Source organism: Collinsella sp. CLA-ER-H8, assembly GCF_040092335.1.
Lineage (GTDB): Bacteria > Actinomycetota > Coriobacteriia > Coriobacteriales > Coriobacteriaceae > Collinsella.
Genome location: NZ_JBBNLU010000013.1, coordinates 21,274 through 47,173, shown reverse-complemented (window position 1 = coordinate 47,173; position 25,900 = coordinate 21,274). Strand labels below are relative to the sequence as shown.

Annotated in this window: 22 protein-coding genes; 7 read left to right on the top strand and 15 right to left on the bottom strand. The window is 59.0% G+C overall.

The features are described from left to right. The first annotated feature begins 53 nt into the window (after nucleotides 1-53). The gene (locus AAAX72_RS08120; protein WP_022095122.1) at nucleotides 54-449 is read left to right on the top strand and encodes a GtrA family protein; all 396 of its coding nucleotides are present in this window, start codon (nucleotides 54-56) and stop codon (nucleotides 447-449) included. 219 nt (nucleotides 450-668) lie between these two features. Further along, nucleotides 669-1,076 (top strand): GtrA family protein, encoded by a 408-nt coding sequence (locus AAAX72_RS08115; protein ID WP_022095123.1) that lies wholly within the window; start codon nucleotides 669-671, stop codon nucleotides 1,074-1,076. Nucleotides 1,077-1,235: 159 nt separating this feature from the next. Here AAAX72_RS08115 and AAAX72_RS08110 read toward each other — a convergent pair whose 3' ends face one another. The 7 genes from AAAX72_RS08110 to AAAX72_RS08080 form a co-directional block, all read right to left on the bottom strand. Next, nucleotides 1,236-2,138: a DUF4430 domain-containing protein gene (locus AAAX72_RS08110; protein ID WP_349129901.1), complete on the bottom strand. Its 903-nt coding sequence runs from the start codon at nucleotides 2,136-2,138 to the stop codon at nucleotides 1,236-1,238. Continuing rightward, nucleotides 2,128-5,898: a DUF4430 domain-containing protein gene (locus AAAX72_RS08105; protein WP_349129900.1), complete on the bottom strand. Its 3,771-nt coding sequence runs from the start codon at nucleotides 5,896-5,898 to the stop codon at nucleotides 2,128-2,130. Before AAAX72_RS08105 ends, AAAX72_RS08110 begins: the two co-directional genes overlap by 11 nt. Before the next feature lie 431 nt (nucleotides 5,899-6,329). Next, nucleotides 6,330-8,093: an AarF/UbiB family protein gene (locus tag AAAX72_RS08100; RefSeq protein ID WP_349129899.1), complete on the bottom strand. Its 1,764-nt coding sequence runs from the start codon at nucleotides 8,091-8,093 to the stop codon at nucleotides 6,330-6,332. An 8-nt stretch (nucleotides 8,094-8,101) separates the two neighbouring features. Next, nucleotides 8,102-8,518 carry a hypothetical protein gene (locus tag AAAX72_RS08095; protein ID WP_349129898.1) on the bottom strand — a complete coding sequence of 139 codons (417 nt, stop codon included), beginning with the start codon at nucleotides 8,516-8,518 and terminating at the stop codon, nucleotides 8,102-8,104. A 99-nt stretch (nucleotides 8,519-8,617) separates the two neighbouring features. Further along, a complete protein-coding gene (locus AAAX72_RS08090; protein ID WP_349129896.1) occupies nucleotides 8,618-10,141 on the bottom strand; it encodes a C69 family dipeptidase in 1,524 nt (507 codons plus the stop codon). A 354-nt stretch (nucleotides 10,142-10,495) separates the two neighbouring features. After that, a complete protein-coding gene (locus AAAX72_RS08085) occupies nucleotides 10,496-11,350 on the bottom strand; it encodes a tetrahydrofolate dehydrogenase/cyclohydrolase catalytic domain-containing protein (RefSeq protein ID WP_349129894.1) in 855 nt (284 codons plus the stop codon). A gap of 2 nt (nucleotides 11,351-11,352) precedes the next feature. Continuing rightward, on the bottom strand, nucleotides 11,353-11,985 hold the full coding sequence (locus AAAX72_RS08080; RefSeq protein ID WP_333644731.1) for a cyclodeaminase/cyclohydrolase family protein: 633 nt from the start codon (nucleotides 11,983-11,985) through the stop codon (nucleotides 11,353-11,355). A gap of 460 nt (nucleotides 11,986-12,445) precedes the next feature. Here AAAX72_RS08080 and AAAX72_RS08075 point away from each other — a divergent pair, with 460 nt between their 5' ends. Together AAAX72_RS08075 and AAAX72_RS08070 are read left to right on the top strand one after the other, a co-directional pair. Further along, nucleotides 12,446-13,039: a hypothetical protein gene (locus AAAX72_RS08075; RefSeq protein WP_349129893.1), complete on the top strand. Its 594-nt coding sequence runs from the start codon at nucleotides 12,446-12,448 to the stop codon at nucleotides 13,037-13,039. A 305-nt stretch (nucleotides 13,040-13,344) separates the two neighbouring features. Then, entirely contained in the window at nucleotides 13,345-15,828 is a 2,484-nt protein-coding gene (locus AAAX72_RS08070; RefSeq protein WP_349129891.1) for a phosphatidylinositol-specific phospholipase C, read from the top strand. 94 nt (nucleotides 15,829-15,922) lie between these two features. On the opposite strand, the gene AAAX72_RS08065 is transcribed toward AAAX72_RS08070, so the two are convergent. Next, nucleotides 15,923-16,192, bottom strand: a complete 270-nt coding sequence (locus AAAX72_RS08065; RefSeq protein ID WP_138112918.1) for a hypothetical protein — start codon at nucleotides 16,190-16,192, stop codon at nucleotides 15,923-15,925. A gap of 244 nt (nucleotides 16,193-16,436) precedes the next feature. On the opposite strand from AAAX72_RS08065, the gene AAAX72_RS08060 reads away from it, so the two are divergent. Together AAAX72_RS08060 and AAAX72_RS08055 are read left to right on the top strand one after the other, a co-directional pair. Then, nucleotides 16,437-16,607, top strand: coding sequence for a type II toxin-antitoxin system HicA family toxin (locus tag AAAX72_RS08060; protein ID WP_084591772.1), 171 nt, complete (start codon nucleotides 16,437-16,439; stop codon nucleotides 16,605-16,607). A 45-nt stretch (nucleotides 16,608-16,652) separates the two neighbouring features. Next, nucleotides 16,653-17,105 (top strand): helix-turn-helix domain-containing protein, encoded by a 453-nt coding sequence (locus AAAX72_RS08055; RefSeq protein ID WP_349129889.1) that lies wholly within the window; start codon nucleotides 16,653-16,655, stop codon nucleotides 17,103-17,105. A gap of 90 nt (nucleotides 17,106-17,195) precedes the next feature. Here the strand turns inward: AAAX72_RS08055 and AAAX72_RS08050 are convergent, their stop codons facing one another. Both AAAX72_RS08050 and AAAX72_RS08045 read right to left on the bottom strand, forming a co-directional pair. After that, nucleotides 17,196-17,666, bottom strand: a complete 471-nt coding sequence (locus AAAX72_RS08050; RefSeq protein WP_349129887.1) for an SHOCT domain-containing protein — start codon at nucleotides 17,664-17,666, stop codon at nucleotides 17,196-17,198. Between the two features lie 115 nt (nucleotides 17,667-17,781). After that, complete coding sequence (locus AAAX72_RS08045; RefSeq protein ID WP_349129885.1) at nucleotides 17,782-19,119, bottom strand: hypothetical protein; 1,338 nt, start codon at nucleotides 19,117-19,119, stop codon at nucleotides 17,782-17,784. 262 nt (nucleotides 19,120-19,381) lie between these two features. Between AAAX72_RS08045 and AAAX72_RS08040 the strand changes: the two genes are divergently transcribed. Next, nucleotides 19,382-20,563 (top strand): cation diffusion facilitator family transporter, encoded by a 1,182-nt coding sequence (locus AAAX72_RS08040; RefSeq protein WP_349129883.1) that lies wholly within the window; start codon nucleotides 19,382-19,384, stop codon nucleotides 20,561-20,563. Nucleotides 20,564-20,575: 12 nt separating this feature from the next. Here the strand turns inward: AAAX72_RS08040 and AAAX72_RS08035 are convergent, their stop codons facing one another. From AAAX72_RS08035 to ruvC, 5 genes are all read right to left on the bottom strand, one after another. Next, on the bottom strand, nucleotides 20,576-21,565 hold the full coding sequence (locus AAAX72_RS08035; protein ID WP_349129882.1) for a hypothetical protein: 990 nt from the start codon (nucleotides 21,563-21,565) through the stop codon (nucleotides 20,576-20,578). A 181-nt stretch (nucleotides 21,566-21,746) separates the two neighbouring features. After that, a complete protein-coding gene (locus tag AAAX72_RS08030; RefSeq protein ID WP_349129880.1) occupies nucleotides 21,747-23,414 on the bottom strand; it encodes a formate--tetrahydrofolate ligase in 1,668 nt (555 codons plus the stop codon). A gap of 144 nt (nucleotides 23,415-23,558) precedes the next feature. Beyond that, nucleotides 23,559-24,626 (bottom strand): Holliday junction branch migration DNA helicase RuvB, encoded by a 1,068-nt coding sequence (gene ruvB / locus AAAX72_RS08025; protein WP_349129879.1) that lies wholly within the window; start codon nucleotides 24,624-24,626, stop codon nucleotides 23,559-23,561. Beyond that, nucleotides 24,626-25,246 carry a Holliday junction branch migration protein RuvA gene (gene ruvA, locus AAAX72_RS08020; RefSeq protein WP_055310211.1) on the bottom strand — a complete coding sequence of 207 codons (621 nt, stop codon included), beginning with the start codon at nucleotides 25,244-25,246 and terminating at the stop codon, nucleotides 24,626-24,628. The genes ruvB and ruvA overlap by 1 nt, the downstream gene beginning before the upstream one ends. Continuing rightward, nucleotides 25,246-25,767 (bottom strand): crossover junction endodeoxyribonuclease RuvC, encoded by a 522-nt coding sequence (gene ruvC / locus AAAX72_RS08015; RefSeq protein ID WP_022095142.1) that lies wholly within the window; start codon nucleotides 25,765-25,767, stop codon nucleotides 25,246-25,248. Before ruvC ends, ruvA begins: the two co-directional genes overlap by 1 nt. Nucleotides 25,768-25,900: the final 133 nt, after the last annotated feature.

Sequence of the window (25,900 nt, the reverse complement as noted above, 5' to 3'; positions counted from 1 at the left end):
TTGCTGAGTTTGTCATCCCCGCGGCGCTTTGGCGCCAGCTTAAGGCAGGTACCATGCAAAAGCTCCTTGCGCAGATCATGAAATTTGGCGTCGTCGGTGTCATTGCCACGGTTATCGACTTTGGCATTATGAATCTGCTCCACTACGGTCTGGGCCTTAACATCCTAATCGCCAACACCAGCGGCTTTATCATCTCACTCATCTTTAACTACCTCGCAAGCATGAAGTACGTGTTTGCGCACAAGGAAGGCATGAGCCGCCGCCGCGAGTTCATCATCTTTGTCGTGCTGTCCGTGATCGGTTTGGTGCTCAACGACGGCATCGTGCTGGCGCTCAACGCCGGCCTGGGACTCGAGGCCAATATCGCCAAGATCTGCGCCACCGCGCTTGTCATGGTCTACAACTTTGTGACCCGAAAAATCTTCCTGGAGGGCGACGAGACAAAATAGCTCGAAACCCCTGCAGCATTACGGCACCCACGGACGACGTGCACTCAGCGCAGTATCGTCCGTGGGTGCCGCTCGTTTACGGGCATATTTTCAACGTTTGCGGATTAGCTCTTGAAAATTTGGCGAGTTCATATAGTTCTTGGCAAAGACCTTACGTTTCCCTTGTAAAAGCTCTAAAGTATCCTCTGCTCGATTCATCAACGCATTGGATGTGATTACGTGCGCAAGGCGCTGGCACAACCTCATACCAAGCAGTTCCTCAAGTTTGCTGTCGTGGGTCTTATCTCCTTTGGCATCGACTGGGGCATGCTCATTGCGCTCGTCGAGCTGTTCCACCTCGACTTTTTGATGAGCACCACGGTTTCGTTTATCACGTCCGTCGTGGTCAACTACTGGCTCAGCATGAAGTACGTGTTCGACCATCGCGAGGGCATGAGCCGCAAGCGCGAGTTCACGATCTTCACCATCCTGTCGGTGATCGGTCTGGGCCTCAACGACCTGTATATGTTTGTGGGCGTCACGTTTTTGAGCATCGGCTACCAAGCCATGAAGGCCATCGCCACGTTCCTCGTCACCTGGTACAACTACTTCAGCCGCCGCTTCTTCCTCGAGGGCGCACGGTCATAGTCGATTCACTATTTGCTTGAATGTATAACCGGTTGGAATTCCCGTTCCAACCGGTTTTTTGTTTGCCGAGAGACCCGGCGACCCAGTCCCATTCGCACGAAAAACGGGCGGTCCGGATGTTGGTCCGAACCGCCCGTCTGGCGCGCTATGTCGAGGCCTCTAGCCCGTTACGTAATACCAAACGACGTTATCGCCATTGGAGAGAACGTAGTTACTGCAGGCCGTCATGGGCGTTGTGCCGTTGACGGAGTACATCCAGCCGCTCGTGCCGCCGTACTGTTTCTCGGCCAAACCACCAATCGCAGAAACATACGTGCCGTACGATGAGCCGTGTGCGTTGACAGAAAGGCCCAGCGCGCACAGGGCATCGTAAACGGTGGCGCCTTCGTTAAAGGTAAAGGTGCCACCAGAGGACACGGGATTGCCCACAGCGCTCGATGTGACCGAAACCGTCACCGTAACGTAGTTGGACTCCTGCGAGCCGCCCTGACTGCCCGAGGAGGCGTTTCCACCATTAGAGGATGAGGCTCCATCAGACGACTGGCCACCGCCCGAAGAAGCACCGCCAGACGCATTGGAAGTATCACCGGCTCCCGTATTTTGGGCAGCGGATTTATCGCCAGACTTCTTGCCGCCCCGGTCCTCGGACTTCTTGCTATCCGAGTTTTTGTCCGATTCCTTGTTTGAAGACTCGGAATCGTCCTTGCCGTCGTTCGAACCCTTAGACTCGTCTTTTGCGTCATTCGATGACTTGGAATCCTTGGAACTGGCCTCTCCCGAAGTCGTAGTCGAGCCAGACGCCTTGGTGTCCTTGGTGACGACGCTCTCCCCCGTCACGGTCTGAATGATCCAGTCGATGGACCAGGCACCGCTTGTGGAAGGATGGACGAAACCCAGCGAGACGACGATCAGAATGGTGCACGCGGCAGCAAGAACGCCAAGGAGCGCCTTGCGACGAGAGGCGGACGCCGCCGAAGCGGCGCCCTTTTGCTTTGGATCATCGAGCTGGATAAACGAGGAGTCGGGCTGTTGCCCGCTGGTCTCCTTGGGCTTATCGGGCATTACCGTCACCCTTGCCGCGCTTGGTCAGCACGAAGACGGCGATGAGCGCGAGACCGATGACACCGGCGGCAACGCCAACAATGGCGAGCGGGTTGGTGCCAGTCTCCTGCTCGGAAGCACTAGAGGACTTCTTAGCAGTGGCCGTGGAAGCAGCACCCGTATCGGACTTGGAATCGGACTTCTTGTCGGACTTGTTGTCCTTCTTGTCAGACTTCTTCTCATCCTTCTTGTCGGACTTGTTGTCCTTGGTCTCGGTCTTGGTCGACACCGTCGTCTTGGTCGTCGGCTTATGACCCGGGGCGACAGCGCCGCCCTTCGAGCCGGAGCCGGAACCCGTGCCAGTGCCAGCGCCAGTGCCGGAACCAGTACCGGTACCAGAACCGCCGCCGCCATTCGAACCTGCGCCGCCATTACCGCCAGGGTTAACGGCATTCTTGGTCCACTTGGCATACAGCGTCAGATCGGCCGTCACCGGCGTGCTAAAGTCATACGCCTGCGTGCAAGCCTCATCGGTATACCAACCGCCGAAAGTGTAGCCATCGCGCGTCGGATCGGCCGGCTTGACCAGCTTGCCATCGGCCGTAGCAACAAACTTAGTGTCGCAAGCAGACCCGCCGTTGGAGTTAAAGGCAACCGTCCAAGACTCGACAGCTCCAAGTTTAAACAGCGTGCCCGAATCATTAATGTAGTAGAGATTGCCAGAAGCATCGGCAATGACCGGAGAGTCACAGTACTGGTAATGGCCAGCCGCATCATAAATCTGCGTCGCCTCTGCATCGCCGAGCGTATAGCGATACACGCCACCACCAGCAGAGTAGTTGACGTAATCCTTGCTATCCGCGCTGTTAACGGTGAAGTACACATAGGTCTTGCCGCCCTGAACACTCACCAGCGGAGTAGCAGCAATACCGTTGAGGCCAGCCGGCAGCGCCTTGCCGTCGGCAGCAGCGACCATCGTGGTCTTACCCGTCTTCAGGTTATAGAGAACCAGAGCAGAGCCAGTAGCCGTCTGTCCGCCGACAATCAGATTGTCACCAGACACCGCAGGGGCGCTCAGATTATTCGTAAGGCCCAGATCAACCGTCTTCTGTTCACTCAGCACGCCCTTCGCCGAAAGCGAAATCACATGGAGCTTTCCGTCGTGCGTCATCTGATAGAAGGTCGAGCCATTGGACGGATCGGCGACGCAGTCAGCGTTCGCAAGGGCGCCGAGCTTCATGGTCGAAACGACATCACCCGTTGCCTTATCAATGCACTTAAGCGTACCTGCGCTCGTAGGAACGATGGCATACTTATCCGTCAAAGCCGCACCAGTCCAGTAATAGCCCTCGGCAGGGTCGATGTTCTGCCAAGAAACTTCGCCCGTGGCAATCTTAATGCGCGCAAAGGAGCCGTTGCCGTAGGTCGCGTTGTAATTCTCGTCATACGAAATATCGACCGAGCCTACATAGACGTACTCGCCGTCCGAAACGACGGTGCAGGAGCTCTGCGTCAAGTCCGTCAAACCAGGCGTCAGCCACTTGCAGATCAGCTTGTCTGCAGTAATCGCCTGGACCGCACCGCCGTTGAGCGGAACGATGATAAGGCCATTGGTATAGATCGGACGAGAGGTATAGCTCACCTTGGAGGCAAGCGGCGCAGAGGCAACCTTTTTGCCCGTGGACGAATCGATCTTAATGAGCTCGTTCTCGGTCGCGATGTACACAAAGCCGTTAGCAATGACAGGCTCGCTGCAGTTGGCATACTGCTGACCAGACTCGGCCTTCCAATCGAAGGCCCACTTAAGACCGGCGGCCTGCGCAGGCGTCTTGGCATCCGTTACGGTCGAACCGTTGCCACTGTTGCCGTAGCCGGCCCACTCGGCATCCCAATCAGGAGTCGTCGCGCTCGGATCCACGACAATCTTGTCGGGATCGGGCATGGGCGAATTATCGGTGGTATAGGCAAGCGTGACCTTATCGCCGCTCTTGAGCGTAATCTGATTGGCGCAGAGTAAGGAGGGCTCTCCGTTGATATACAGATGCCAGTATTTATTGGTCGCAGCATCCCAACCATACGGCTTGTGATCGAACGGCGAAGTAATGGAATTCAGGAACCAGTACTCACCACTCTGGGAGCCGTTGTACGCAACGCCCTTGGCCTTCAGAACTGCCTCAATAAGGTTCTGGGCCGTGGAGCCTTCGGGCAGAGAAACATTGCTTGCCGTGCCCCAACGCGTATTGTTCCCGTTGACATCGGGACCGATAACATCGGCGGATCCAAGCACCTGACCGGGGAGGGCATCGGCGTCAGCACCATACATAAAGGTGACGGCGTCACCCTCCTGGAGCTTGTAGACACCGGCGCCAGCGTCGGCGAACTTGCCATTTACGTAGAAGCGCCAATAGCTATTGGTCGCAGCATCCCAGCCATAGGACTTACTGTCGAACGGCGAAGTAATACCGTTGAGGAACCAGCCCCAAGACGATTCGCTAGCATCGAGCTTAAGGCCGGTCTGCTCAAGGAGATCCTTGGCAGTAGAGCCCGCCTTGAGACTCGTCTGACCCGTCGAAGCCCAAACCTGCTGCTTGCCGTCCTTGTCCTTACCGAGAACCTGAACAGAAGCATGGACAGAATCGGACGGCAACTGGTCGCCCCAGCCACCGTAGAACCACGTAACGGTATCGCCGGCATGGATGGTGACATTGTCCGCCGTATAGTCACTCGACTTGCCGTTGATAAACAGCTGCCAATAGGTCGAATAATCTTGGGGCGTACCCAGCTCAACACCGTTGTACTTAAGGCTCAGAATGAAGGAGCCCGCAGCAACGGCGTCAATATCATTCGCCTCGAGCGCGACCTTCGTAAGGTCAAGTGCGCTCGAGCCGGACGTCACCACATACTGCGCGTTATCGACCCAAGTCTGAGACTTGCCCTGGGCATCGCGACCAATGACGGTCACATTTGCGGCAACCTGGTCCTTAACGACAGGGGACGAGCTACCAGCCGTATAGGCAAACTCAATCTTCTGCCCCTGGGTGAGCTTGACGCTGCTCGCGCCAACCGAGGAAGACGCGCCGTCGACGAACAGCTGCCAGAAGGCATAAGTCGTCGGATCGTAGGCAAGCGTGCGACCATCGCTCGGAGATGTGATGCTTTCGAGGTAGAAACCGTATGCCGTGTTCGGTTCGTACTTCGCCTTGAAGCCCGTCTTCTCCTGCAGCTTAATGAAGGCATCCGCAGCCGTCGCGCCCTCGTCGAGCTTGAGCTGCGCAGGTGCCACCCAGGTCTGAGCCTTGCCGTCAGCATCGGTGCCGATAATCGAGAACGAGACCTCAACCTGCTTCTTGGCGACATCGCCGGTTTCTGTCGGGTTCTCTGTCCGGACGGCAGTCGCGGCGGCAGGTCCCGCTTGGCCAGCGGACGCCGTCGAAGACTGCTCGCTCGTGGCAGGGCTCTCCCCCGTCACCGAGCCTTCGTCGCCAGTTGTTGCCTCTGTTATGGCTGCACTAGCTGCAGGCGCGCCCTCGGAATCCGAAACCTCGGCGCCGCTCTGCTCAGCGGTACCGCCCGCAAGCGCTGCGTCCTCGCCCGGCGTCGCAGCCTGAGCCACAGCCTCGGCAATGCCCTCGGCGCCCTCGGCCCACAGCTGAGCCGGTGTGGTGCCAAAGGCCATCGCGAAGGCCAGGAATGCCACCAGGCCGCGCTTGGCTACACCGCGTGCAATCGCGCCACGGCGATGCAACGAGGCGCGCTCACGCTTGTCCTCAAACATATCCATTTGTCTCCTACTGTCTGTACTTGGAGCGTTGCCTTGAGACTGCCCCACGTCATCGCGCATGTTGCGCTCGAGTTCCCCCATCGGGGACCCCCTTCCCTCCAGAGCCCTATGCACACCGGCGGCAAAAGCCGCAGCCGCATGCAAGACGGGAGGCGATCCGACTTAACCTTAACGGCTCGGGCACGTCGTCCGATCTGCGACGCGAGCATCCCGAGCCAAGAGGAATTACGGTTACTGGTACAGCCGGGGACTTGCACCCCGATTCTCCCAAACGCGCAGGAAAACCGCGCATTCGTGCGTCTCCGCACCACCATCTAGGCCATCGATTAATACCGTCAATATGCTATCACGCAAAAGGGCCTCGCACGCAGGCGAAGCCCAAGGTAAAAGCTATTGTTTGCGATAGGAAAATGCGGTGACGGTCGCAGACTCTAGTGCTTGCCGCCGTGGCTGTTGAGCCAGATATTGCGGCCCAGCATAAGTGCCAGCACCAGCGCGCTCACGTAGCCCATAAAGCCAATGACCGGGATACCAAACACAACCGGCTCGATGCGCGCGTAGTACACCACCGACGAACCGATAAACAGACCGGCGATAACGATAGCCATCGACATGCGGTCGATAATCCCACCCAGCTGTCGCAGCGCCTTATCGCTGCTCATGATCTGCGTGTTCACCTTAAGCTGGCCGCGTGTGAGCATACGCGAAGCCAGGCCCAGATACTCAGCCGCCTCGAGTGAGCCCTTCGCCGCGCGATAACTGCTCGCCGCAAAGTCGCGACTCATATCGCGCACGCGCGCATAGGTGCTCTTCTCGTTTTTGATGTGTGCCTGAATGATCTGGATCATGTTGACGTCGGGCATGTACTCGGTCAGCAGGCCCTCGAGCGTCACCATGCCGCGGGCGAACATCGTCACCACGCTCGGCAGCTCAACGTCATTTTTGCGCGCGAGGTTTAACAGCGAGGTCAAAAACTCGCCGATATCTAGGTCCTTAAGGTCAAGGCCCGCAAAGTCAGCCACGATAAAGTCCAAATCGGACAAAAACGCTGAATGATCGAGCTCGGCCGAGTCGCCACGCGTCACGGCGAAGCGCATGAGCGAATCCTTGAGCTTGGGCACGTCACCCTCGGCCACGGCGAAAATCATGTCCTTGACGATGCCACGGTCGTGGCTCGACATACGCCCGACCATGCCCAAGTCGATAAAGTAAACGATGCCGTCCTTGAGAATGATGTTTCCCGCATGCGGGTCGGCATGGAAAAAGCCGTCATCAAGCACCTGCGACGAGTAGTCCTCGACAATCGCGGCACCGATCTTTTCCAAGTCATAGCCCTCGGCCACCAAGCGTTCAGGATCGGCGATCGAAATGCCGTCGACGTAGTCCATAACCACCACGTGTTCGGTGCACAGGTCCAGATAGGATTTAGGGCACGTCACGCCATGAACGCTCTTATGGAACTCGTAGAAGTCGTTGAGGTTTTTGGCCTCGGCCAAAAAGTTGGTCTCCTCGCGAAACGAGGTCCACAGCTCCTCGACCACGCCGTGCAGGTCAACGAATTGATCGGTGTTGACGAACTTGGAAACGATACGCACCACCGAGCGGATGATATCGATGTCCTGCGCCATAACCTGCTGCGCACCGGGGCGCTGCACCTTGACGGCCACATCCTCGCCCGTCACCAGACGAGCGCGGTGCACCTGCGCGAGCGATGCGCTACCAAGCGGATTGGGATCGATCGCATCGAACATCTCCCCCAGGCGCAGGCCGTATTCTTCCTCCAGACAGCGAAGCACTACCTCGTACGGCACCGGCTCCACGTCGGAGCGCAGACGACGCAGCTCGTCGCAAAAGCGTTGCGGCAGAATCTCGGACCGGTTGGCCAGAATCTGCCCCATCTTGACGAACATAGGGCCGAGTTCCTCGAGCAGGCGGCGCAAACGAACCGGCGTGAGGTTATCCCACACGCGGTACTTTTTGACCAGGCGAACAATCTGCCCAATGCGTTCGCGACGACCCGCCGGCGTGAGCTGGTATTCCTCGTCCGGTGCCATCGCGTCGGGCTCCTCGGGCACCATATCGACAGCGCGTGGCTTCTTGCGAGCGCCCGAGACGGCAGCGTCGACCTCATCGACAACCGCCGCCTCGTCACCCAGGGGATCTAGTTTGTTGTAATCGGTGGTGGAATCTGCCATCTGCGCTGCTACTCGGCCTCTTCGGTATCCTTCGCATCGTCGGGCTCAACGGACTCGACGGGCACCGAGGTCACGTTGTCCTCGACCGAATCGACGATATCGCGCACATGGGCCAGGAAGGCCGTGCGCTCGGACGCGGTCATAACGCGGACGCGAGCAAGGATGAGCTCGTCGAGCACGCGCTGGGCCGCGGTCTCGCCCTGCATGCCCAGGCGCTCGGTCAGATTGGAGATGGTGCCGCCGGCCTGCTCGAACATGTCGGACACACTGCGGGCGATATCGGGGGCGCCGGCGTCCTTGCGCACCTGCTCACCCTTGGTATTAAGGTCGTCAAGAACCTTCTTGCTGCCCTCGACGGCAACGGCGGCGGCGCCAAAGCCCACGTTGATGGCGCCGTTAACAAGCTGATCGAGTTTCATAACCATGGTTGTCTCCAATCACAAACAACTGCATTGGCGTTCTTGTACCCAAGATTGAGCGAAAGCGACAAAGCGTTTCAGCGCTATTCGATCGACGGGAAATCCCTACCTCTCGTTGTCGTTCATCGCGAAAGAGTTCTTCATGGCGCAGCTCGTGGTGTAGAGTACCTTGCCCAACAGGGCGTCGGTCTCCACCCGCACGCGCTCGGCAAACTCCTCGTTGGCGCGGGCAAGCTCGGCAGACACCTCGGCCTCGGGCAGGGTGGCTACGGCGGCGTCGACGTCATGGATCTGTTTGTGGCCCATGCCACCGACCTTCTCCTGATAATCCTCGACCGCGCGACCGCACTCATGGAAACGGACGTCGGCCAGGGCACCGATCAGGCGGTTGGCCCAGTAGAAGTTTTCGGACGTTACGCGAGCCTGCGTGTCGGCATAGTACTCGGGCATGGTCTCGACGTTGGCGTACAGCGGAACCAGCGCGTTAAACGAGTTGGAACCAAAGGCCATCCACTGCACGGCGCGATACGCCGGCTGCGCATAGGGGCGTAGTTGCAACACGGCGAGCTGGCTGTTGCGGTTGATGCCGATGGGGCGATAGGCGCCGCGCGTGGCGGGCGTGCCCTTGCTGCCGTAGCAGTCGTACTCCGTACCCTGGTAGTGGCTCGAAAGCACGTACTTAATGTCCTCGATGGTCACCTTGCGCTCGGGCACACGGCTCCAGGGGATGTCGTCGCTCTCGGGCGTGTAGTCGGCGTCGGGGCCATCCCACACGTCGCTGGGGTTGAGGCAGCGCTGCATGTACCAGGCGCGCGGCGTGTTGTAGACGTGGTCGCTGTCGCTGTGCGAGCCAAAGGCGTCGCGTGGGTTAAAGACCGCCGCCGGACCGTCACCCTCGACGCCCAGCGTCAGGTCCAGATGCCACTCGCCCATCCAGGCGCGCAGGTCGGCGGAGCACATGTGGTCGGCCTGGGCGCCCTCGGCGTCATCCAGGTCAAAGCTGTCGATACCCAGTTGGTTGGGCATGGTCACATAGGCGTCATCGGGCACACGCTTGGCAATCCAGTGGTGACCGCCGATGGTCTCGAGCCACCAGATCTCGTCCACGTCGCTAAAGGCGATGCCGTTGTTCTCGTAGGTGCCGTAGCGCTCGAGCAGGTCGCCCAGGATACGAACGCCGTCGCGGGCGGACTTGGCATACGGCAGCACCAGGGTCACCATGTCCTCCTCGCCCAGGCCACCAGGTTGCGCCGGCACATAGCCGTCCTCACCCTCGTTGCCCTTGGCGGGCACGTAGTCCACGAGTGGGTCGGCGCCGCGGACGCGCTCGTTGGTGGTGAGCGTCTCGGTTGCGGACATGCCCACATTGAGCTCGTTGAAACCGGCCTCGGCCCAGATGCCGTGGCCCGGGACAACATCGGGGACGCTCGTGTAGCGCATGGGGTTATCGGGCAGTTCAACGGTCAGGTGACTCAGGACGCTCATGTAGACGCGCGGCTGCTCGTCGGGATGCACCACGCGCATACGCTTGGGCTCAAACACCCCGTTGGACGAGTCCTCGTTGCGGGCGACCAGGGTCGACCCGTCGTAGCTTGCGTTCTTACCGACCAGAATCGTTGTGCACGGCATGCGCATCCTCCTTGAGCGAAGAAATCAAACGACAACAGTGTATCGCTTCGGCGCAGAAAGGGCGAAACCACGGCCTCGGCAGCCCCCGTGGTCAAAAATGCCAAATATGAGTACTGTCACCAATTTAGTGGCAGCAAATTTCCCTGTAACGAGTGCCGAAAATCCCCATTTGCCCAAAAGTAAGACAACGTTATTCCCCATAAGTTCAATAAAATAGGCTTCCTAACGATAATGGATACCGTTAGGAAGCCAAAAAGACGTAAGACATATGTGACTATCTTGGCAACAGTACTCATATTTGGCATTGTTTGACCACGTGGTATATAGCTAACCCCCTCAAACAGCCCAAAACGCCTATTTCGATGCGCGCTCCGCCGCCTCAATCACGTGTTTGGCGAGAATCGCGGTGGTCACAGCCCCCACGCCGCCCGGCACGGGCGTGATGGCGTTAACGACCGGCTCCGCAGCATCAAAATCGATGTCCCCGACCAGCTTGCCAGCGGCCTCGTCCCAGTTAATGCCAACATCAATGATCGTCTGGCCCTCGCGAACGGCATCCGCGCCAATCGTGCTCGCGCGTCCAACGGCCGCAACAACGATATCGGCAGAACGGCACTCGGCAGCAAGATCGCGTGTATGCGTATGGCACATCGTCACCGTGGCATTGCGAGCCGTAAGCATGGCGGCAACGGGACGACCAATCACCAGAGACCGACCGACGACCGCAACCTTGGCCCCATCCAGCTCAACACTGTAATGGTCCAGCAACGCCAACACGGCCTCGGCCGTGCAGGGAGCAAAGCCCTCGCCACGACCCGAAAGCGTGGTAAGCAGCGAGGCCGGCGTCATGGAGTCAACATCCTTGGCGGGATCGAGCGCCGCGGCAACCGCATCCTCGTCAAGTCCAGCGGGCAGCGGGCGGAACATCAAACAGCCATGAACAGCCGAGTCGGCATTTATGTCCTCGATGGCCGTCAACAGCTCGTCCTGCGAAACATCGGCAGAAAGCAAAACGCGACGAGCCTCAATCCCCACTTTTTCGCAGCGCTTGAGCGCACCGCGCTCGTAGGATAGGTCGTCCTCGCGTTCACCTACACGCACGATAGCCAACGTCGGAACAACGCCCCGCTCGCGCAGGGCTGCGCAGCGAGCAGCAAGTTCCTCAGTCAAAGCGCGAGCAACGGGAGCACCCTTCAGCAGTTCAGCCATGGCTATCCTCTCTTCCTTGCAGCGTCGGAGGCGCGACGCGCCAGCGCATCGGCGCGCGGCAACCATGTGTCGAGCAACTCATCACACGCCGTCTCGAGCTCCTCAGCACGAGCGCGATCCTTCATAGACGTGGTGTTCGCAAAGAGCGTCAAACTCGCGCCCTGCATAGCAGCACGGCAGAACACGGCGCCGCACGCCACATCGGACAGCAGCTGACGCGAGCCCTTGTCGGCCATGTCCTCGAGCAGCGCCAGCGCACGCCCGCAGGCATCCATAATGCGATACGGCGGCATAGCGGCCACATGTAGCGCATCCTGAATCGCGGTCGCTCGAGCCGGATCGTCACGCGGAATACCGTACGCCGCGGACACCTGCCCGTAGGCACGAACGTCCTCGGCAACCAACTCGACAAGCTCCTGGGACAGCTCATCAGCCTGAGCAAACGCGCGCGCCAGGTCATCCGCACGATCAGCAAGCGCGGGATTGGTCGCACCGTAGCGGGCAACCATTCCGCACAGCGAGGCGCCCAGCGCGCCCACAAAGGCGCTCGCGCTGCCACCGCCGGGAACCGGCTCGCGCGCGGCAAGCGCCTCGGCAAACCCGCGGCAGGTCTTGTCCATCATCTCTTGGCTCATACGCACGCACCTTCAAGTCATATACATCGGTCGGGTGGCAACCACCGACCGACCGCATCGATCACATAATGGTGCTAAGTCTAGCCCATAAGTACATGAGCGTCAGCGTACCTGGCCATCGCGGATTTCTATGGCACACGATAGACCATGCCAACGCAAACATGGGACACATGGCCCACCTTTCGAGACTTCCGGACGTCAAAAACTGAGGCATATCTATAAACAAGGAACCTGTTGGGGCAACGCCCACGCACGCGCGCCCCATTAAATCAACGGGCACCTCACCCCGGGGAGAGCCGACAGCACCGGCCCTCCCCTCTTTTGGACCCGTGCATATTGCCACTTAACGGCGCAAATCCGGCCCTCAGAATGGGACACATGGCCCACCCGAAGGAGCCGTCCACGCGTACAGTAAAGGCAGGTAATCCATGGACGATTACAGATCGAGGAGGACACGACCATGAAAAAGAAGGCCTTTGCGATTCTCACCCTCTGCATAAGCCTCTTTGCCGCAGTTGCCCTGGTGGGCTGCGGTGGCAGCGGCGGCGCTACCGGAAGTGGCGGTGGCGGCGGAGCAGAAAAGCCCGCCGTGGATATGAGGACCGACTTCATTTGGTTTAAGGTCGAGGTTCCCGAGGGCGTCGAGATCACCGACGTCGCAGACGACACCGCCGACAGGGCCCAGTTTAAGTTCACCGAGAGCGAGCACGCCAGCGACCGCTTCATCCCCGTCTTCGATCCTGACAAGAACGCCGATGAGTTGTTCGACTACGAGGCAAAGTGGAAGGCCAACTCTGGATGGACCGAGAGCGATCCCGTTAAGTACAACGGCAAGACCTGGCGCAGTGCCTACTTCACGCACTCGGGCGGCGTAACGACCGAATACTTCACCGACGTTGACGGCGGCAGTGTGTATGTGCGTATCGACAACGTCGAGGAGCACAAGGACGCCGTCGAGACCATGATGAAGTCTCTGGAGTTTGCCGACGACATCGCCGAGGCCAAGACCGAGGCCATGGACGTCAAGCTCGACGATATCGAGATCAAGCGTTAAGCGACTGGCGAGCGCAGCGGGAAACACGGGCGCAGTGCAAACAAGCGACGGTACCCCAGCGCTTCGTACCCAGGGAGGGCCGGTAAACCGACCCTCCCTTTCTTATGCCTGTAGCCAACGAACGCGAGGATGCCGGACGCCGGAACCGCTCCAAATGTAGCAACAGTACGAAAACGACAAACGCCCCAACACGTCCGCCCGCCGATTTATTGTGCCGCGCAGGCAATTAAACCAGCATCTTTAAACATCTGAGCAGTATAGTGACCAAAACTATCGCATAACCGCACTCTGCGAATGGAGAAGTTATGACCGAACATCACGCCATCAGTCGCCGAGCGTTTACGTTGAGCCTAGGACTTGCGGCATTGTCGCCATTTGCAAGCCTGCCCGAAACCGCGGGATTGGGCCTTCCCGTGCGCGCGGCATTTGCAGACGACGCTGTCACAGCGTCGGACAGCCTCGACAATTTCGTCATTCGCCTTCGCCCCGCGGGCTATCTTCGCACCGCGAGCGTCAACCAAGACGGCAACGTTCGCGGCAACGTCTGCCATTTGTTTAACGACGGCACGTCCAGCAAGCTCATCCTTGAGAACGTAACGACCAAGAATGACGATACAAACTGGTATGCTATCCGCACCTTGCTCAATTTCGAAGAGCATAAAAAGACGGGCTACAGCATTTGGTCGGTCGACGACGACTCGGACAAAGATGGAAAGGTCATCCACGTATGGGGCGGCGAGTATGACAACAAGCCCAGCCGCGCTTTTGCGTTCGAACGTCAATCAAACGGAACCTATATCATTCGAGACCGCACGGTCGAGAAAGAAACCGAGAAAAAAGACATTAAGTACCTGGCAATAGAATCGGACGGCAAAGACCAGGACAACAATAAGATCTGCCATAAGAGTAAGAGCATTCCGTGGGAGCTCGAACTTATCGGTTACGACATGGGCAAGATCAATACCACAGTTAGAAGTATCGACTGGACCACGTATAGCAGCTACGTCGACGGACCATGCTGGATGAAATACGTCGACGACAACAAGTACCTCGACGAGCTGAGTATCCCGGGCACGCATGATTCGGGCACCTGCAGCGTGGACAACGACACCGAGCCCCAATCCTCACAAGCAAAGTGCCAGCAGGATTACATCCCGACGCAGTTGCTCGAAGGCATTCGCTATTTTGATATCCGACTCGGAAGGAACGACGAGAACGGCGACCCCGGTATCGACCATGGAAGATGCTACCTGCTCAAAAAAGACGGGGGCTTTATGCATCTCTCCGATGTCATCGGTTACTTCAAAACATTTTTGAACGAAAACCCGTCAGAAGCGCTCATCATGCTTGCGTCACGAGGCAACGACGAGGCTACCGACGAAAGCGTTACGACGGCTTTCGCCAAGGTTATGCACGATAATCCCGATCTGTTCTACACGTCGAGCCGAATCCCCACACTGAACGAGGTGCGCGGAAAGATCGTCCTGCTGCGTCGATTTGTACTCGCCGGCAACAGCGTAAGCAGCCACACGTGGGGCCTCGATCTCACCCAATGGGACGACAAAATCAAGGCGCATTCCGGGCAGTCGATGTGCCTCGTCCAAGACGCGCGAGGCTTTGAGACTACGGGCAATGCGGGCGACAAAGAGCCCTATTGCACCAAGGTATACGCCCAGGACCATTTTGAATGCACCGGAACCGACAAGATTAGCTGGGTCGATATGGCGCTGCGAGAGACGACCAATCTCACGCGCAACAAGGTGGACGTCGAGGACAATGATGACGCCAAGGTGCAAGTCCTGGAACGCTGCTGGTCTATCAACTACACCAGTTGCACGAATTACAAACAAGGAAGCAATCCTTTTACCGCGGCGCGAGTGGTCAACGAGCATCTGTACAAGAGCCAGTACATCAATCCCAGCGGCAGCGATAAAACAAAGTCAGATTGCCTCAAGCACGTTGGCATTATCGCGTCCGACTTTGTCGATTCGGCACTGGCCCGGAGCATCTACCAACGAAATTACGACGCGAAGCACAAGCCAACAGTTTCATGCTGCCTCCCGGACCGCATGCACATGACGTATGGAGACTCGCTGAGCGATGCCTCGCTCCAAGATGGCAAGACCGTTGGCGAGGGCCATTTCCGCCTTGTCGACAGCAGCAACGTACTCAACGTGGCCGCTTCTGGCAGCGCGTTTGCCATCGAATACGTGGATGTCGACGCCTTGGGCAACGAGACCGTTACGGAGCTGCGGGGCTCCGTGCCCATCGATATCAATCCACGCGCGCTGACGCCCCATTTTGAGGGACTCGAAGGCCTTAAGGCCGGCGAAGACGTGCGCGCCAAGATTGCGGCATCACTCAAGGGCAAGCTCGAAACCGATGCCTGCACGGCCCAGCTCGAGTTTGTGCACGATGCAAACGGCGCTCCGGGCGCGGCAATGGCCGAGGGCGAAACATTTGCCGCAGGAACGTACTGGGTGCGCGTGAACGGCCTCTTGGGCGACGCGGCACAAAACTACACACTCGCCAGCGATGGAGCCGTAAGCTTTACCGTAGCGGCCTCGGGCAGTGCAGGCGGCGCCGGCACCGGCACTGGCGCCAACGCGGACAGCGCCGACAAGAACGGCAAGGGCAACAAGGGCAAGGGCTCGGGCGGAAAACTCGCCGACACAGGCGACGGCTCTGGCATCGCCGCCGGGCTCGCCGCTGCCGCCGTGGCGACAACGGTCGCCGGCGCGGCAATGCTTGCCAGTGACGGTGAAAACAACGAGGACGTTGTCGAATAGGCAAGCCGGCCTTTTAGACACATCGACTCAATCGGGGGCGCAGAACACCGTTCTGTGCCCCCGATTTTTACCTTGGTCCGAACGCCGCTATCGGCTACATCACCATGTTCAGCGCGTTAACAAACTCCTGGGCCTTCGCACGGCTGCTCAGGCTAAAGACGCAAGCGGTCAACAGACGATTGCGCAGAAAAACATCGCGGCCTTTGATTCTATTGACGCCCGTAATGTCCTTAAGATAAACAATCTCGGTGTGCTTGCCGCCAAAAGTGCCCTTCTTGAGTACCTCAATGCGGTTAGGGTAGATCTTGACGTCTTTATACCTACCCGAACCTTTGTCCTGGAATAGCAGCGTGTTGTTGTCCATACGCGTCACTCCCGTGGGGTTCGCTAAAACTGCCTCTATGGTCACATTTTAGTCGCCGCAAACCCTTTTCGCGGTCGTGCGCAGAGCACCAAAATCGTGTCCGCACGAGCAAATAAACTAATACAACAAGGAATATAAGCCGTTATCCAAAGATGGCACCACAAAACAAAGGGTTAGTAATATCTAAGATTTAAGTCTTAAACCCTTAGAAAGTGCTAATATATAGTTATTGAAAGAGGCTAAGATGCAGAGACGCGAATTGATCCGCATCCTCGAAGAAGCCGGCTTCATCTCGAAAGGAGGCACTAATCACGAGAAGTTCGTCAAAGGAGATAAACTCGTGCTCGTGAAACGCCACCGAGAGATTGAGGATCAAATTGCCAAAAGAATCCTAAGGCAGGCAGGACTTCGATAGCTCATCCTCATCACATTTCGCATCGCTTTTTAGAGGAGGTCTTACATGGTTTACGTATGGGAATTTGAGTTCTTTGATTCGGACGGCATGGTCGATGCCGTGCCATGTGGCTCGCTGGGCGGAGGAGGAACGTTTGGCTCCGACCTAAACGACGCTGTCGAAAGCGCCGCTGATTTTCTCGCATGCATGGTCGATGACCACCTAATGGGCGGCGTCGACCTGCCTGCGCCGGACTTCGGACATGAGCCGCGACACGGCGGCAAGATTATCGCCGTAGCCGTCAGCCGCGAACTCAACGATATCCCCGCCGTCACCGCAGCGGATGCCGCGCGCATGCTTGGCGTTAGCTCGGCAAGAGTATCGCAACTGATAAATGCTGGACTGTTGGATTCATGGAAGGATGGCACCAAGCGCATGGTGTCCAAAGCTTCCATCGAGGCACGACTCGCCGACACTCCAAAGGCAGGGCGCCCGAAAGAGGTCTCTATTGTTGTATAAGGCGAGGATACTGCGCACTTTTATTCCACACGACGTTTTCAGCCTGGCTTAAACAAGTTCAATAGCAGAATACAAATCCAGCCATCGTGTCTAGTTACGAAAGGTTTTTTCCTTTTCTGCGGCAAACTCTTCCTCGGTAAGTACTCCACTATCACGCAGCGTTGCAAGTCTCTCAAGCCTTGCAACTACATCACCACTATCCGCCAGCGTCTCAATAGTCTGTGAAACCTGCGGATACTGCTCGAGCTCCTTCGATAGGGCATCGACTATCTCGGCAATATTCTTTGCATTTTTGCCCCCGTTTAATACGTTTGTCCTGACCTTAGATGATGAGTTGACAGTAACGCCAGATCCGCCTTCAACTGGAACAACCGAAATACTGATATTTTCACCCCAGGACCAAAGGCTCATACCAATCTCAGCTGCAACTGTTCTTGTTGTGGGCGATGCGCTATCAACTTTTACTTTAGGCAGCTTTTCCATAGCTGCCTTCAAGGCATTAAACGTGTCGTCAGGAGAATACGGCACCTGAATCTGAAGCTGCTGATCCGCAAAACCCATAATCCGGCCTCCGCTTCTACAAGATTAAGGCTATCGGCAATGTTAGCACGTTCCCAGCACTTTTAAATTCATCTAATGGCCTTGTGATGCAGCCCAACACCCCAGCACTACTCCCCTACTTCCCAAATAGCGCACCCAGCAGGCCGCGGCGTTTGGGCTTCTCCTCTCGGTAGGAACCCTCGGCTGCGGCCGCCACCTGTCGCGGCTGCTCGCCGCCTCCACGGCGCACGATCTGGTACAGAAAGGGTGACTTAACATATTTGACCTCGACGGGCGTGGCGTGCACGGTGCTCTCACCGGACAGATGCAGGCTCGAGCTGAGCGGCGCCACGATATGCGTTTCGCGCTTGTCGCCAAACACCACCGCGGCCGCGCGACCCGTCTGGCCGTTTACGGCAATGCGCACCTGCTCGCCGTCGCGGCTGTCCGACGCCGGGCGATCGATAAAGTAGACCGGCACCATCACCAGGCCGTCCTTATGCTTGCGGGTCTTGCGCGCCCAGGCACGGATGCTCTTTTTATTGAGCCCCAGGGTCGCCTCGGCATCGTTGCCTGCAACGTCGAGCGCCAGCTTATCAATAACCACCTGGTCCTTGGTGGACGCATCGACGGAAACGACGCGGAAGTCGCCTTCCTGCATAGCGGGATCGAACGGCCCCACCTTGCCAAAGTCCCACGGCTCCAAAATGCCCATAAGGCGAACATCCAGGTAGTTTGCCCGCGGATACGCCCAGTCGAGAACCTCGTAGTACACCAGGGTCTCCTTGCTCAGGCCCTTGCCCGGGAAGGACGCCATCATGCGCAGGTCCGCGAGCGCCATGGGGAAGTAGAAGAGCATCATGTCATTTTGAATCGCGTCTTCCACGTCATGCCCGGCAAAGGCATCGGGATACTGACGCACCAGCTGCAGCGCGTTGGCACGCGCCTGCTGCGGCGATATCTCACAGGGGACGCCCTGTTCGGGAACGTATTCGGCACCCACGCCCATGGTCAGGCGTTTGCTAAACGTACCGGGCTTGAGCAGGTCGGCCACGCCAATCTTGTTGCCGCACGACGGGCACTCAAACACGCGCTGGGTCGACTCGCCCTCAAAGGATGCACCGCAGAAGGGGCACGGGATGCTCACGTGCGTGGCATCTTGGAACTCTTGCGCCGTTCCTCGATCTTCCCACAGCAGATGCTCCAGAACCGACTGATTGCGCCAGTGCGAATTGAAGAAATACCAGTCGGGGTCCACCGGGCGCTCGAGCTGCGACACATGGGTGAGCTTAAGCAGCCCGTCAACCACCGTCAGCGGCGTATGACGGATACCCAGGGCGCTCTTGGGCTCTCCGGCGTCCGCTTGCCACGGAATAACCGTTTCGCAATAGGCGCACTCAAAGCTGCGCTTTGCCTGGTGCGAATACATGGGGCCGCCGCAGTTTTGGCATTTAATGGCAAACATCTCGTCCATGGAAACGTCCTCCTTTGCACAGGGCTGTCGACATTAAGTATGTCGAGCAAATCGACGCGTGCCCATACCCATGTGGCCCAAAATGGGACACTCGGTCGGACGGGAAGGCGCAGTGAACTCGAAGGCGCGCGGGCAGTCGTCCCCCCCCCCGCCTCGCGCCCGTTAGCGCCGGCAGACCATTGCTGCATTTTCTGAGCATCGGTACACGTTGCGTCTGTGCGAGCTACACTATCCCCTTAATAAGAATGCGAGGAGATACGCCATGCTATTTGTAAATCGGCTGGTACATACGCTTGTTCCCGGCAGCGAAAGCGAGCCGGTCGATACCTCCTGCCGCACCAACGCGGGCTTTGCCGCAAGCCTCATCTGCATCGGCCTCAACATCACGCTGTGCCTGGCCAAGGGCATAGCTGGCCTGCTCGCGGGCTCCGTCTCGCTTATCGCCGATGCCTTCAACAACCTTTCCGATGCCTCGAGCAACATCGTGAGCCTGCTCGGATTCCGCCTTGCCAGCCGCCCGGCCGACGAGGGGCACCCTTATGGTCACGGCCGCTACGAGTACCTCGCCGGCTTGTTTGTCGCCGTTCTCGTTTGCGCCGTCGGCATCAACCTGATCCTGGAGTCGGTCACCAAGATCATCAAGCCCTCCCCCACCGCGTATTCGGCGCTCTCCATGGCAGCCCTTATCCTGTCCATGCTCGTCAAGTTTTGGATGGCGGCGTTCAACCGCACGCTGGGCAACCGCATCGATTCCGAGACGCTTATCGCCACGGCGCAGGATTCCAAAAACGACGTCATTGCCTCGGCCTCGGTCCTGGCCGCAGCGCTTATTTCGCAGACGACCAGCTTTGACCTCGATGGCTGGGCAGGCCTGGGCGTGGGCATCTTCATCTGCATCAGCGGTATGGGCCTGGTGCGCGACGCCATCAGCCCGCTGTTGGGGCAAGCGCCCGACCCCAAGCTCGTCCAGGCAATCCGCGACAAGATCATGTCGTATCCGCAGGTCCTAGGCACGCACGACCTCATGGTGCACGACTACGGCCCCGGTCGGCAATTTGCCAGTGCGCACGTGGAAATGCCCGGCGAGGGCGATGCGTTTGAACATCACGAGATCCTGGACACCATCGAGCACGATATCAAACGGCAGATGGGCATCGGTATCACGCTGCACTGCGACCCCATCGCCACCACCGGCGACGACCTGCGTGGCTGGGTCAAGCGCGGCATAGCGCAAATCGACCCCACGCTCTCCATCCATGACCTGCACGAGCACGACGGGTTCGTTTCGTTTGACCTGGTGCGTCCCGACGGCTTTGACATATCCGACGAGGAGCTGCTGGAGCTCGTCACGCGCATCGTGCACGAGCGCCGGCCCGATGCCTCGTGCGTCGTCACATTTGACTCGGGCTTCAGCTCGCCCGACCGTCCGGCCGAGCAGCTGTAGCCCACTTAACAGCTAGTTTCCCTGCGCGCCCGAGATGCCGTTTTGCAGGGCGTTCCAGGCATCCGTCGCCATGCCGCCCAAGTTCTGCGCGGTATCGCCCAGATTTTGTGCCGTATCGCCCAGCTCTTGCGCCTTGTCTCCCAACTCCTGCGCCTTGTTGCTCAAGTCCTCCAGCGTATTGGAGCTCGAGCTGTCGGTACCGCTTTGGCCGTCGGACGAGTTGCCCGAACTGTTCTTGTGCGTGAGTTGAATTTCGAGGTTGCCGTTGTCGTTATAGTAGGCAGAAGTAACGACCCAGTTGGCATCGACGATGGGCGTTGAGCCATCATCAGTCAGGACCACGGCATTCGAAAGATCGGCGCCGCGCGACTTGAGGATCTTCTTGGCGTTGGACCAGTACTGCCCCGGGATATCGCTCAGATCGACGGTGCTAGACGAGGCGGACTCGGTTTGCTCGGCAGTGGCATCGGCCGTTGAACTCCCCCGCTTGTTGAGCATGCCCGACACGATGGCAAACACAATCGACAGCGCAAAGAAGGTCGCCAGTACGATGAGGATCTTCTTGATCACGCTCGACGAACGCGACGGCCTCTTCTCCTCGTCCTCGCCATATTGCGGAATCGACTTGGGGTACTCGCGATACGGCTCGCGCGACTCGCAGCGAGGCTGTGCCGTGCGAGGCATATACGTCGTCTGCTGAGGCTGCGGAATGGGATTCTGCGGCAGGCCATCATAGGGATTCGGCGTCGAGGCAGCATAAGAATCCTGCGGTGCGTAATCAAACGGATCCGGAGCTGCGTTGCCATAGGGGCCTTGCGAAGATGTAGCGTAAGAATCCTGCGCCGTGTCGCCATAGTCCATAACCCGGGTGGGCTCGGCAGAAGGCTGCGTCGCGGCGGGGTCGGTATAACCGGGGTTGGAAACAACGCGGGTCGCATCGGCGCTATCGCCAGCCTGCGCGGAACCGTAGCCGCCCATCACGGTTGTCTTGTCCTGATCCATGCAACGATTCCTTTCCGTCGCGCGTGAGCCTCAAGTTATTCATGCATTCTACCCGCGCAAAAGCCTATGATGGGCAGAGTCCGTCGGTATCTACAAGACGTGCGCGGGTCTAAGGATCAAAAAAGCCCCGCCGGGCCTTGGTAGGCACGACGGGGCGGGCAAGCGGCTATGAGCAGCGGGCTTAGAACAGGCCGGTGATGTTGCCGTCGTTGTCGACGTCGATATTCTCGGCCGCGGGGACCTTGGGCAGGCCCGGCATGGTCAGAACACTGCCGGTCAGCGCGACCACAAAGTGGGCGCCGGCGGAAACCTTGAGCTCGCGCACCGTGATGCGGAAGTTCTCGGGAGCGCCCAGGGCCTTGGCGTTGTCGCTAAAGCTGTACTGCGTCTTGGCCACGCATACCGGCAGGTTGCCAAAGCCGTTCTCGCGCAGCTCGGCAAGCTGACGCTTGGCGGCCGGCGTAAAGTCAACGCCGTCGGCGCGGTAAACCTTGATGGCAACAGCCTCGAGGGCGTCGGCCACATCGGCGCCGTCCTCATAGGCAAACTTGAGCTCGCTCGGCTGCTCAATCAGACGCATGACCTCATCGGCCAGCTCGAGCGCGCCCTCGCCGCCCTTGGCCCAGACCTCGGACAGCTTAACGTTGACACCGAGCTTCTGGCACTCGGACTCGATGAGCGCAAGCTCGGCCTCGGTGTCCGTCGGGAAGCGGTTGATAGCGACCACGCAGGGCAGACCGTAGACATTCTGAATGTTGTCGACGTGGCGCAGCAGATTGGGCATGCCGGCCTTGAGAGCCTCGAGGTTCTCCTCGTTGAGGTCGGCCTTGGCGACACCGCCGTTGTACTTAAGCGCGCGGGCAGTAGCGACGACCACGACAGCGCTGGGGCGAACGCCCGTCATGCGGCACTTGATGTCGAGGAACTTCTCGGCACCCAGATCGGCACCGAAGCCGGCCTCGGTAATGGCGACATCGCCAAAGCGCATCGCCATACGCGTGGCCATGATAGAGTTGCAGCCGTGGGCAATGTTGGCGAAGGGACCGCCGTGGACAAACGCGGGCGTGCCCTCGAGCGTTTGCACCAGGTTGGGCTTGAGCGCGTCCTTAAGCAACGCGGCCATGGCACCCTGGGCCTTAAGGTCGCGGGCACGGACGGGCTCGCCGGCAAAGCTGTAGCCAACGACGATCTCACCCAAGCGTTCCTTGAGGTCGCTGATGCTCGTAGACAGGCACAGGATTGCCATGACCTCGGAGGCGACGGTGATATCGAAGCCGTCCTCGCGCGGCACGCCCTGGGCCTTACCGCCAATGCCGTCGATAACGTGGCGCAGCTGACGGTCGTTCATATCGACGACGCGCTTCCAAGTGATGCGCTTAACGTCAATACCGAGCTGATTGCCCTGCTGGATGTGGTTATCAAGCATGGCGGCCAGCAGGTTGTTGGCAGCACCGATAGCGTGGAAGTCGCCGGTAAAGTGCAGGTTGATATCCTCCATGGGGATGACCTGAGCCCAACCGCCGCCGGCAGCACCGCCCTTCACGCCAAAGACGGGGCCGAGCGAAGGCTCGCGCAGGGCCACGGCACTCTTGACGCCGCGACGACGCAGGCCGTCGGCCAGACCGATGGTCGTGGTGGTCTTGCCCTCGCCCGCAGGCGTTGGGTTGATAGCGGTCACGAGGACGAGCTTGGCCTGGTGATCAGTCGGCTCGTTGAGCAGTGAATAGTCGACCTTAGCCTTGTCGAAGCCGTACGGAATAAGGTGCTTAACGTCGACGCCGGCGTTCTTGGCCACCTCGGTAATAGGCAGCGGCGTGACAGAACGTGCGATTTCGATGTCAGTAGGCATGGGCGGTCCTTTCGTTACCGAATGAGAAAAAGACCAATTCAGCATAGCACGGGCGCGCAATAGTAAAACGCCCATAACCGATGAACGGCGATATGTTTACCCGATGCCCAGCGATAGTCCAACAGCCCGCCAAAACAAAACGCCCTAAACGGTAGGTTCAATCCCCAGGTGCTCAAAGGTGCGGAGGGTTGCCTGACGGCCCTGCGGCGTACGAATCATCAATCCGCACTGCAGCAAATAGGGCTCATAGACATCCTCGAGCGTGCCCGGGTCCTCGCCCACCGCGCTGGCAAGGGTCGTAAGTCCCACGGCACGACCGGAGAACGTCTTGGCGAGCGTCTCCAAAATGCGAATATCCATCCAGTCCAGACCGAGCTCGTCGATCTCGAAGAACTCGAGCGCCTTGCGGCAGATATCGAGCTCGATGGGGCCGTTGCCGCGCACCTGTGCGTAATCGCGCACGCGTTTGAGAAGGCGGTTGGCAAGACGTGGCGTGCCGCGCGAACGCGAGCCGATCTCGAGTGCACTGGGATGGTCGATCGTTACGCCCAGGATAGTCGCCGAGCGCGTCACAATCTGCGCGAGCTCCTCGACCGTGTAGTAATCCAGGCGATATGAAATGCCAAAGCGGTCGCGCAACGGGCCGGTCAACATGCCTGAGCGGGTCGTTGCCGCTACCAGCGTAAACTTGGGAATATCCAGCCGAATCGAGCGCGCCGCCGGGCCCTTGCCAATCACGATATCGAGGGCAAAGTCCTCCATCGCGGGGTACAGGACCTCCTCGACCGAACGGTTAAGGCGGTGGATCTCGTCGATAAACAGCACATCACCCGGCTGCAAGTTAGTAAGGATGGCCGCCAGGTCGCCCGTGCGCGCGATGGCAGGGCCACTCGTGGTCTTGATCTGAGCGCCCAGCTCGTTGGCGATAACGGTGGCCAGCGTGGTCTTGCCCAGGCCCGGAGGACCCGAGAAAATCACGTGGTCGAGCGTCTCGCCACGGTTCTGCGCCGCTTCGATCAACACGCGCAGGCTCTGCTTGATGTGCTCTTGGCCACAGTAATCGTCCAGGCGCTGGGGGCGCAAAGTGCGGTCGACATCGAGGTCCTCGGCCGTCAGCTCCGAGCCCACCATGCGCTCGCCGTGCGCCATGGATGCCGCCGGCGAGTTGCCGGGCGTCGCCCACAGGTCCTGAGAGTCATCGGCTTCCCACATCACGCATCCATTCCAAGTCGCTTAAGCGCCGCGCCGAGCAGATCCTCGACACGCATATTCTGCCCATCATACCCGCTCAGGGCAACATCGGTCTCCTGCGGGCTAAAGCCCATGGAAAGGAGCGCCGCACGGGCATCATCGATGGCCGAGGGAGCAGCAGCGGGCACGGGCATCGCAACCTGGCCGGGAATCACGTCGACCGGGACAAAGCCCTTGTCCTTGGCAAAGGTGCTCTTGAGTTCCAGGATCAGGCGCTGAGCTGTCTTTTTGCCCACACCGGGTACCTTGGCCATGCCCTTGTCGTCCTCGGCCATCACCAACGAATACAGCTGCCCCACGGTATAGGTGGAAAGCACGGCGAGCGCCAAGCGCGGGCCAACGCCCGAGACGGACACGAGCCGGTCGAACATCGTGCGCTCATCCTTTGAGGAAAAACCGAAAAGTGTCATGGCATCCTCGCGCACCTGCATACGCGTGTAGAGGCGGACCTCGCCGCCGGGCGTCGGCAACGTGGCCGCAGTGCTGCCCGAGATGCCGAGCTCAAAGCCAACGCCCGACACATCGACGACAGCAGAGCTCATCGTGGCCTCGACAAGCGTTCCGTGGAGCTGGGAAATCATCAGTATCCGGTTCCTCTCTGTTGATAGAACTCGCCACCGGTGAGGGCGCGGGTGCGGCTGAGGTTTACGTGGCAGATGGCGCAGGCCAGGGCATCGGCGGCATGGTCGGGATGCGGGTCGTGATCGAGCTGTGTGAGTGTGCGTACCATGTAGGCGACCTGCCGCTTGTCCGCGGCGCCAGTGCCCACCACAGCCTGTTTGATCTGCATGGGCGTGTACTCGCCAATCTCGAGCGCGCATTCCGACAGCGCCACGAGTGCAGCCCCGCGGGCATGCGCCGTAGGAATTGCCGAGCGAACGTTAGCACCAAAGTAAATGCTCTCGACAGCAGCCGTGTCGGGTCGATAACGCTCAACGACATCCTTAAGGTCATGGGCGATATGCGACAGGCGAACCGCGAGCGGACTTCCGGCACTGGTCTCGATGCAGCCATAGGCACGGCAACGAACCTCGCCACGCCGCTCCTCGATAATCCCCCAACCCGTATGAGCCAAACCGGGGTCAATGCCCAAGATAACCAAGCCGACCTCCCCTCGTCACCAGCACAGCACAAGGCAAGGCCCCGCACATCATTCACGAACGTCTGTTCTAGAATAACACAACGGGGCCAAGATGCTTAGTTGAAATGTCAGGGTTGGAAGCGAATCCTATCCC

Coding starts and splice junctions, on each gene's coding strand:
- AAAX72_RS08070 (WP_349129891.1), top strand. CDS start 13,345: ATGACCGAACATCACGCCATCAGTCGCCGAGCGTTTACGTTGAGCCTA.
- AAAX72_RS08060 (WP_084591772.1), top strand. CDS start 16,437: ATGCAGAGACGCGAATTGATCCGCATCCTCGAAGAAGCCGGCTTCATC.
- AAAX72_RS08045 (WP_349129885.1), bottom strand. CDS start 19,119: ATGGACGAGATGTTTGCCATTAAATGCCAAAACTGCGGCGGCCCCATG.
- ruvB (WP_349129879.1), bottom strand. CDS start 24,626: ATGTGGGAAGCCGATGACTCTCAGGACCTGTGGGCGACGCCCGGCAAC.
- AAAX72_RS08085 (WP_349129894.1), bottom strand. CDS start 11,350: ATGGCTGAACTGCTGAAGGGTGCTCCCGTTGCTCGCGCTTTGACTGAG.
- AAAX72_RS08100 (WP_349129899.1), bottom strand. CDS start 8,093: ATGGCAGATTCCACCACCGATTACAACAAACTAGATCCCCTGGGTGAC.
- AAAX72_RS08095 (WP_349129898.1), bottom strand. CDS start 8,518: ATGGTTATGAAACTCGATCAGCTTGTTAACGGCGCCATCAACGTGGGC.
- AAAX72_RS08030 (WP_349129880.1), bottom strand. CDS start 23,414: ATGCCTACTGACATCGAAATCGCACGTTCTGTCACGCCGCTGCCTATT.
- AAAX72_RS08105 (WP_349129900.1), bottom strand. CDS start 5,898: ATGGATATGTTTGAGGACAAGCGTGAGCGCGCCTCGTTGCATCGCCGT.
- AAAX72_RS08040 (WP_349129883.1), top strand. CDS start 19,382: ATGCTATTTGTAAATCGGCTGGTACATACGCTTGTTCCCGGCAGCGAA.
- AAAX72_RS08055 (WP_349129889.1), top strand. CDS start 16,653: ATGGTTTACGTATGGGAATTTGAGTTCTTTGATTCGGACGGCATGGTC.
- AAAX72_RS08050 (WP_349129887.1), bottom strand. CDS start 17,666: ATGGGTTTTGCGGATCAGCAGCTTCAGATTCAGGTGCCGTATTCTCCT.
- AAAX72_RS08090 (WP_349129896.1), bottom strand. CDS start 10,141: ATGCCGTGCACAACGATTCTGGTCGGTAAGAACGCAAGCTACGACGGG.
- AAAX72_RS08075 (WP_349129893.1), top strand. CDS start 12,446: ATGAAAAAGAAGGCCTTTGCGATTCTCACCCTCTGCATAAGCCTCTTT.
- AAAX72_RS08035 (WP_349129882.1), bottom strand. CDS start 21,565: ATGGATCAGGACAAGACAACCGTGATGGGCGGCTACGGTTCCGCGCAG.
- AAAX72_RS08065 (WP_138112918.1), bottom strand. CDS start 16,192: ATGGACAACAACACGCTGCTATTCCAGGACAAAGGTTCGGGTAGGTAT.
- AAAX72_RS08110 (WP_349129901.1), bottom strand. CDS start 2,138: ATGCCCGATAAGCCCAAGGAGACCAGCGGGCAACAGCCCGACTCCTCG.
- AAAX72_RS08080 (WP_333644731.1), bottom strand. CDS start 11,985: ATGAGCCAAGAGATGATGGACAAGACCTGCCGCGGGTTTGCCGAGGCG.
- ruvA (WP_055310211.1), bottom strand. CDS start 25,246: ATGATTTCCCAGCTCCACGGAACGCTTGTCGAGGCCACGATGAGCTCT.
- AAAX72_RS08120 (WP_022095122.1), top strand. CDS start 54: ATGCAAAAGCTCCTTGCGCAGATCATGAAATTTGGCGTCGTCGGTGTC.